The sequence below is a fragment of the Rhizobium sp. 05L419 genome, from assembly GCF_056397845.1.
In genome coordinates this window covers 1-7,671 of the sequence record NZ_JBFTOF010000056.1, presented here as the reverse complement: position 1 = coordinate 7,671, position 7,671 = coordinate 1, and the positions used below count along the sequence as shown (strand labels likewise).

Here is a 7,671-nt window from a genome sequence, read left to right as displayed (position 1 = left end):
GGTCATGGACCTACGAGGACCTCAACATCTTTATCGCCGGGCCTACTCTCACAACGCCAGGCGTAAATATGGACGTTCGTGGTGCGCCCGATGAAAATGATCGCCTGAACGTAATCGCTTATCTGAGAACGCTCAGCGACTCGCCGTCTCCGCTGCCCTGAACCGACCGCGGAAGCATGCATATGCCCCATGGCCGCCCCCAGCCCATTACCGATCCTGCCCCCCGCGGACTGAAGTGTGCAGGCTTCTGACCTCCTGCACCGGCGCTGGCATCATCGGTTCATACACCACTGGCATTATGACCTCCTAGGGAGGTTTAACTGTGTGAACGCAGTGATCGCTGTTGCTGACACCGCCATCTGGAGGAATGCCAATGAAATGCACACTTTTGGCTGCAGCGGTCGCTACGCTCCTCAACCTTTCGACCTTTGAGCAAGCCAAGGCGGCTCCAATTTCATCGACACAGCAATCGAACCCAACGGCAGCAAGTAAACAAGCGGCCGCGTCTACGACGAATGGCGTTCTTGCACCCCGAATGATGGATCGCAAGCGCCCGATGAATCCAATCTGTGCCCACGGCTTTAAGCCTCGCGCCCCGTCCAGCTGTCATTATTGACACACTAGGGATTTACGTCGAACGGCGGAGCTGAAGGCAGCGGGGCAGACAGGGCTCGCTTCCACCGAAACGCCATGCTTTGCGGATCGCGTGTCTCACTCGATGTTGAAAACAACGGCATTATCCTGCACCTCGCGCAGCCCCTTGTAGGCTGCGTGTCGAAGCTTCCCGTCATGTGTCCAGGCGCGATATTCGATCTCGGCAAGGAGCCACCCTTGTTCGTCTCCAGTTCTCATGGACCTGACATTGGCGGTCGCGCTGCATGGAACCATCCTGGCCGCCAGCTGTTCTTAGAGAGCAACGCACGCCCAAACGAACGTTGCACCCGGCTGCGAGAGCCCTCTTGAGCAGCCAACAAGGCCCGGTGTTGGTTCCCTCCTCACCGGGCTCTTTTGTGCTCGGGAAGATTTCGTCGGATTTGCATTGGGCTTTGCATTTATGCTGAGGGCTCGACGAGTGCGACGAAGGCGAGCGGGCCGAGGCCTTCGCTGTGGCAATGCGCAGGCTGGCGGTGTCCTCAATAAATGACATGACACCCGACAAGGCTGCGCGTACCGGGGGCTCGGGCCGATGTCGGTTGCCACCGCCACCGCCACCACCGCCGCCGCTGCCGTTACCACGCCCACCTCCGCCGCCACGGCCGCCTCTGTCGTTGCTGTTGCCGCCGAAGGGCTTCTCATCGGACTCGCCCAGGAACTCAGCTCAGCGCAATACGAAGACAAATGGCGAAGAGTGACCAACGGCGGGGGATTTTGAAACGCCGGCCCCCTCGTCCCAGTGCTCGTCATGCGGCGCGAAGGCGGCAAAGCTCCTGTTCGGCTACTATGTCGACGAGACTGCCGGAACGAATCCCCTGCAATCCCGACAAAGGCCCGGGCAAGTACCGGGTGCTGACGACCGTCGCGGAGCTGGCTGAAACGCTGATGGGAAGATGGCCCGATGATCAGAAGGGCGATGCATGGGAGGGCGCCATTTATGCTTGCCTGAGGTCGCTGGAACCACAGACAAATGGGGATGCAGCCCGCGAGGCTTTCATTCTTGCTGCGCGAGATGGGAATGTCACGCTGATCCTCGACCCAGCTATGTTGGAGCCAGGTGGAGGGGCTGAAAAGCGGACGAAGAAGAAGCACCCATGGAGGCAGCCGGCTCAGTGAGAATCGCCGCCATGATGCCTCGCGGAAAACCGGAACGCAGGGAAAACGATGGACCGTCCCCGCGAATCAAAGACGCACGGACTCAGCTCTTCCATCTCTCCGGTGCTGAATGGTACCCAAGCGGACGAAGGAATCGTGAAGGCTGAGTACCTGGCTGTTTTCCGGTGGCGAGGCCGTAGAAAACGTAGTTGCGATGCCGTCGATTTCGCGCCAGTGTTTGATAACATTCCAGCGAACAGGAGGCGGCAATGAGCCTGGCGGATATCCGAGAAAAGTATCGCGATAAGATCGAGGAGCACCGCGAACAGATCCGGCATATGGAGGAGAAGGACGCTCGTCATTTCCGGAAAGAAGGTGACGGACCATTGTCTGACATCACCGACGAAATCAAAGCCGAGTATTACCGGCATATCGAGACCTATGCTGCCCTGATCGCCGAGATCGACGCCATCCTCGGGGTCTGACTTGAGGGCAGAAAATGAGCGAACCAGGCGAGGAACCAAAGAGCTTTTACACCCAAGTCCGTGCCCGTTCGGACTCAGCCTCACTCGGCGGTCCTCCACCCAGAGCAGGTCACTTGTCGCTGGACAAGTGGTTCTACTCCCGGAACAACGCTAACGTACGGTGCCGAACCAAAGTATGCGTGCGATTGTCATCGACGGCGGTACCTTCCAAATAAGCCGCGCGCACAAGATGGTCGCAACAACGGCGGTAGCCCCCGCCGTGGTTGTGCTCGTTTGGATAACATTCCGATCGGACGAAATTGCAGCGCCCTTCGTTGAACGGAATTACTCGACTCCGGCCACCTGTCCTGCATCCGGCTTGACCAGTTTGTCCGCTTCTCCTGTTTCCGGCCCGATCACAGGATCGGTTTCCGCTATCTCATCGGTCTGCTCGTCGGTCGGCTGTTTAGTCGCCATGACATCCCGCACCTGGTCGATCTTGCCGACGGCGGGGCCGACACCGAGAACGTCTTTCGCCCATGCCATCACTTCAGGATCTGCCACCGCAATTTCGCCCGGCTGCTGCACCGTGCCGATATCTTTGTTCGCTGCGGTCAGTAGCGCTGCGCTCAGGGCCTGGTCGCTAAGGGCTGGATCTGTCGGAACGGCATCGACGCCGTTGTCTAGCTCGAATTGAGCATAGGCAACGACGTAGTCGCGGATGGCGGCCATGCGCGGATCGCTGGAGTTGAGGTACGCATGATAATTGCGCTGCAGCGAATGCAGCCCCCCGAGCTTTGCGGCAAGTTCAGGTTTCTCATTCAAGGGCAGTTCTTCCGCTTCGACCGCAGCGACTTCCGTCACCAAAGTTCGCGCCGGCCTTGGCGTAGGCTTGGCCGCCTTCAGATCTCTTTTCTCGGCCTTTGCGGTTTCCGTTGGAGCCTTTTTGGACGCAACGCGCTTTTCTTCGTTCTTGTGGATGCCGAAAAGCTTCCCGAATGCGGTCGCTATCGGATCGCGTGATTGGCCGGTCTCGCCTGTGTCGCGAGATGAAAGCCCGGACCTTCCGTGACCAGCCGAAGCATGGCTTTCACTCTTGCTGCCGCCGTTCCCGCCGCCGTTTCCACTGCCATTCCCGCCACCGTGTCCGCCACCGTTTCCGCCACCATTCCCACCGCCGTTTCCATTGCCAGCAAGGGCAATCGATGTCGTGAGCATCAGGGGGCTGTGCAGATCTACGACGACAGGCGTGGCAGCGAGTGTCGCGGACACACAGCTCACAAGGGTCAGACTACCGATTTTTCGCATGCGCTATTCCTCCGAATCATAGATGGGCACGGTCGTAGATACTTTAGACGTTCCGGCACCGGCTTTTGGCAACAACCCGCCAGTTGCGTGACAACTAAATTAGGATGCAACCGTGCACTAACGGTTAGGAAGACCATTAAATTTTGTCGAGATTACCACAAAGGGTCAACACCTCGGCATTGAGGCGTCACGCTGAAGTGTTGCGTCCAACGAACTGTTACAACGGAGGGACGCGCGGTGCCGTCATGCACTGAAATATCACCTGAAAAGCTAAACCGTCTGATCGGCCCCCCCTGGGCTCCGAGGCTTATCGACGTTCGCAACGACGAGGATTTTTCCGCCGATCCCCGGCTCGTTCCGGGTTCTTTCCGACTCCACTTTGCCGAAGTCGCCCAACAGCAGCTCGCCATCCATATTGGCTGGCTGTTGCACCGGACTGCGGGCGGAAGGGCGTCAGGATCGGTGTAAGGTTTTGGTGTTTACCGCCCTGTTGGCGGTCTGGATTGTTTCCGAATTCATTCCTGGTGCTGGGATACAGGCACGATTGGACGCTAGCCAAGGACTGCAGGCTGAAGCCTTTCTTGCCTCTCAGCGGGTTGCCCTCGCCGACATGACACCTCTCCAAGTCGAGGCATTCGAGTGGGCTGCCGTTCGGCTTACCGACGAAATTTCTTGGCCCGCTATGGGGCTCATCCGACAATGCGTGAGTTGGTGGTCGGTGAGATCATGCGAGCTACAGACGAAAATCGCCCTGTCGAAAACAAACTGAAGATCGGTGCCGCGTTGCAGGAGGCTCATGCAACCGAGATTGAAGCGAACGCCGCCGAAGCCACCAAAAGAGCGCGACTTAAACGAGGCAAAACCCTGGACGGTGCTTCGGTTGTCTTAACCCGCGTCGATAGCCTCGATGACAAGCCATCTTCAATACCGCTCGCCAGATCATGATCACTGTTCCCGGCGGCCAGCGACATATCGGGGAATGAGTTCAAAACATTGATCGACGTTTAGCGTCGCTTGCCGGACTTCGTGCTAGAACGCCGATGCCACCGACACTCTTTCATCGGAACAATCGCGGGGCTATCGCGTTTTAGCGGCATGTCGCGGCGGTCGCCTCGGCTTGTTCCAAAGTCCCTGACATTTTCCCGCTCTCAAGCCGGCCTCTTAGTCATGGGCGAATGGAGATGTTCCTCTGGAGGAGGTTGTGATGTCTCAAAAGCAATTCAGTCGTGACAATGAGCGGCTGCACTCCGATGACCTGCGCATTTGCCACAAAGTTCTAGATGCAATCTGCCATGACATCGGAGTAGAGCCTGGCTCCGAGGAGGCGGATCGTATTGCCGAAATCACCATCGATGTTTATCAGCAAGGCGTCCGCGGGACGCAGCTCAGACATATCGTCGATGCCGCGCGCGGCCTCAATCTCAATCGGGATGGACCCAGAGCGTAGCGCACCGCGTTGAACTTTGCTGCCCGTCGGGAATGGCGACTCATGGAGCCCTTCGCGCCCCTTCACTTACATCATCAATAAATGCGCGGCAGACGGTTTCTGACCTCCCGCATCGGCGCACTGACATCAACGGTTCATATACTGGCACTATGACCTCCCAGGGAGGTTTAAATGCGTTGAATGCGGTGATCGCTTTTGCTGACACCGCCATCCGAAGGACAATGCCAGTGAACCGTACACTCTACTTAGCTGCAGCAGTCGCTGCGCTTCTCAATCTTTCGACTTTTGAGCCAGCTAAGGCGGCCCCTGTTTCATCGACACAGCAATCCAGCCCAACGGCAGTAAGTAAGCAACACACAGCGTCGACGACCCCGGCGACCAATGGCATGCTTACCCCCCGAATGATGGATCGCAAGCGTCCGATGAATCCGATCTGTGCCCAGGGCTTTAAGCCGCACGCCCCGTCCAGCTGTCATTATTGACACGCTAGGGATTGCGTCGAACGGCAGAGCTGGCAGCTGCGGGCAGGCAGTACTCGCTTACACCGTAGCGCTATGCTTTGCCGATCGCGCGTCTCACTCTAAGCCCATCTTGACGACGAGGAACACCTGATCCATCTATCTGCTCGGCTCCGGGCGGGAGCCAATTCCAACCCCTTCGACATGCGGCGGTCGATCCTTACGAGGACACACGCATGCGCTTTGTGAATATGAACTGGTCGCCTGGATATCTGAACGTCTGCCCGCCGCACACCGATATCTTGGTGGAGTGCACGAGCTGCGGAGTACGCCGGCCATTCGACCGGGAAACGGTCCCCTCGCGCATAAGGCATAGCCTGATCACCGACATCTAACCGCTGCTACGGTGCTCGTCATGTGGCTCGAAGGCGGCAAAGATGCTGTTCGGTTATTATGTCGACGAGACTGCCGGAACGAATGCCCTTCAATCCCGTTGAGTCGCGTCTGCTGCGCGGGAGGATGCGATGCAGGACAACTCATCACGTGTACCGATACGCTGGATTGGAGTTGCGAGTGGCCCTGGCGAATACCGGGCTCTGACAACAGTCGCCGACATCGCTGAAACACTGCTCGTTAATTGGCCAGACGACCAGAAGGGCGATACGTGGCGCGGCACTCTGGCCGCATGTCTGAGGGCGCTCGATTCGCAGATCAACGGCAACGCAGCTCGCGAGGCTTTCATTCTTGCTGCCAGAGACGCGAATATCTCGCTGATCCTCGACCCTGCCATGCTGGAGCCGCCGGGATCAACGCGCCCGAAGAAGAAGCATACATGGAGACCGCGGGCGCATTGATGGAGTGCGTGCGGCCGGCCCTTTCTGAGAGCTTGGTCGGTAGCCTCCCTCATCGTCATGTCTTTGTTTATAGCTAGTTGGCGCCGTAGGGAGTATGATTGCTTCATCGGTCAGCATTTATGGCGACGACCGCTTGGGAGTTTCGCGCTTCTGCCTATGCGGAGTAGCGAAGATGGTTAGCTTAGCCCACCACATCAGTTTTAGAGACGACGTCCATGTCGTGTTCGAGGCGCTTTCGGAATGGTGTTCCATTCACAAGAAAGACCCCAACAGTATCGAAGGATGCCAAGCGGCATCGACACTCTTCGACTATTTTCAGGATGGCTACGAGACTAAAGACGCACTTTTAGCCGCTGTCGATGCGGAGAGGGAAACCCCTCCCGGAAAGTGTCAATCCAACCGACTAGGTATCGACGTCGAAGGCATTGTCCTCGACATCACGCAGTCCTTCTAGGAGGCGTGTGCAATTTGAGGGCCCTTTTGTCAGGTGAACCTCTAGCTTGTTGCATTGCTTCTAATAGAAGCGCAGTGTCGATCCTTCAGACAGCTAATCTTCAGGGCGCGCTGCTGCTTAAGGGCAACCATACCCTAGCCCCCGACCGAAAGGAGGACCTATGTCTTCCGATTTTCACATCCAACCGTTGCCTGCCGGAAATCTGAAAACGCTTCAGAAAGTTCTCGCGGATGCAGGATATACAGGCAACATACTGGCCGGCAGGACTGCAGGCCCCAATATTGCTGCAAAATTACTGGTGCGGCAGTTCCAAGAAGGCATGACTCGGCCGTCAGACCTTGCTGCGGAGTTGGAGAGGCGTTTTGGCCGCCCCGAGAGGAAAGCGCCCCCTCTAGCCAGTCCACTTCATCGCGACGCCATTCGCGGAATGACTCTTGGGCAACAGGCTGCAAAGAGCCATTCAAGAACCATCATCTAAGACCTAGGGCCTTGCACTTCCCCAAACCGAAATGAGGCGCTATGTCGATCTATTCTACGTCACCTCTGTTGCTCGAAGAACTCAAGGTAATAGAAGGTGTTTTGCGCAGGGCCGGCTTCAGCGACAGCATGATGTCGGCCAACGCCCCGCTTCTGCGAGCGGCAGTCACTCATCTCCTGATAAGCTATCAGCGAGGCGTAACGTGCCCGGCAGACTTGTCGCTTGAATTAGCCCAATTCCAGGCGAATGAGGGCGCTTCAGAATTCGCAGAAAGAGATCCACCATTGGCGCGATGCACAACGCTGCACTAGGCCGGATCGACATTCACCGGAGCCAGATCATCGCTGCTGCGAGATGGACAAAGCCCTCGAAGTGGATGGTTCTGCGGTCATAGCGTGTTGCGAAGCGGCGGAAATGCTTCATTCGATTGAAGCAGCGCTCTATGCAGTTTCGATGATG

At 57.4% G+C, this 7,671-nt stretch carries 10 protein-coding genes and 2 pseudogenes; 9 read left to right on the top strand and 3 right to left on the bottom strand.

The window, feature by feature from the left end:
* Positions 1–711: 711 nt before the first annotated feature.
* Positions 712–834, bottom strand: a pseudogene (locus AC1DMK_RS30600) (ATP dependent DNA ligase); the annotation flags it as partial.
* Between the two features lie 352 nt (positions 835–1,186).
* On the opposite strand from AC1DMK_RS30600, the gene AC1DMK_RS30595 reads away from it, so the two are divergent.
* From AC1DMK_RS30595 to AC1DMK_RS30585, 3 genes are all read left to right on the top strand, one after another.
* The gene (locus tag AC1DMK_RS30595) at positions 1,187–1,372 is read left to right on the top strand and encodes a hypothetical protein (protein WP_477863982.1); all 186 of its coding nucleotides are present in this window, start codon (positions 1,187–1,189) and stop codon (positions 1,370–1,372) included.
* The gene (locus AC1DMK_RS30590) at positions 1,339–1,770 is read left to right on the top strand and encodes a DUF982 domain-containing protein (protein WP_477863981.1); all 432 of its coding nucleotides are present in this window, start codon (positions 1,339–1,341) and stop codon (positions 1,768–1,770) included. The genes AC1DMK_RS30595 and AC1DMK_RS30590 overlap by 34 nt, the downstream gene beginning before the upstream one ends.
* 248 nt (positions 1,771–2,018) lie before the next feature.
* On the top strand, positions 2,019–2,234 hold the full coding sequence (locus AC1DMK_RS30585; protein ID WP_037069015.1) for a hypothetical protein: 216 nt from the start codon (positions 2,019–2,021) through the stop codon (positions 2,232–2,234).
* Positions 2,235–2,558: 324 nt separating this feature from the next.
* On the opposite strand, the gene AC1DMK_RS30580 is transcribed toward AC1DMK_RS30585, so the two are convergent.
* Entirely contained in the window at positions 2,559–3,080 is a 522-nt protein-coding gene (locus tag AC1DMK_RS30580; protein ID WP_477863980.1) for a hypothetical protein, read from the bottom strand.
* Between the two features lie 140 nt (positions 3,081–3,220).
* Positions 3,221–3,382: a hypothetical protein gene (locus AC1DMK_RS30575; RefSeq protein WP_477863979.1), complete on the bottom strand. Its 162-nt coding sequence runs from the start codon at positions 3,380–3,382 to the stop codon at positions 3,221–3,223.
* Between the two features lie 376 nt (positions 3,383–3,758).
* Here AC1DMK_RS30575 and AC1DMK_RS30570 point away from each other — a divergent pair.
* The 6 genes and pseudogenes from AC1DMK_RS30570 to AC1DMK_RS30545 all read left to right on the top strand — a co-directional run.
* Positions 3,759–3,914: pseudogene (locus tag AC1DMK_RS30570) on the top strand (rhodanese-like domain-containing protein); the annotation flags it as partial.
* Between the two features lie 306 nt (positions 3,915–4,220).
* Complete coding sequence (locus AC1DMK_RS30565) at positions 4,221–4,466, top strand: hypothetical protein (protein ID WP_477863978.1); 246 nt, start codon at positions 4,221–4,223, stop codon at positions 4,464–4,466.
* A gap of 259 nt (positions 4,467–4,725) precedes the next feature.
* Positions 4,726–4,968 (top strand): hypothetical protein, encoded by a 243-nt coding sequence (locus AC1DMK_RS30560; RefSeq protein WP_080725705.1) that lies wholly within the window; start codon positions 4,726–4,728, stop codon positions 4,966–4,968.
* 982 nt (positions 4,969–5,950) lie between these two features.
* Positions 5,951–6,280 carry a DUF982 domain-containing protein gene (locus AC1DMK_RS30555; RefSeq protein ID WP_037069010.1) on the top strand — a complete coding sequence of 110 codons (330 nt, stop codon included), beginning with the start codon at positions 5,951–5,953 and terminating at the stop codon, positions 6,278–6,280.
* A 172-nt stretch (positions 6,281–6,452) separates the two neighbouring features.
* Positions 6,453–6,734: a hypothetical protein gene (locus tag AC1DMK_RS30550; protein WP_477863977.1), complete on the top strand. Its 282-nt coding sequence runs from the start codon at positions 6,453–6,455 to the stop codon at positions 6,732–6,734.
* A 160-nt stretch (positions 6,735–6,894) separates the two neighbouring features.
* Positions 6,895–7,212 (top strand): hypothetical protein, encoded by a 318-nt coding sequence (locus tag AC1DMK_RS30545; protein ID WP_477863976.1) that lies wholly within the window; start codon positions 6,895–6,897, stop codon positions 7,210–7,212.
* The last annotated feature ends 459 nt before the right edge of the window (positions 7,213–7,671 follow it).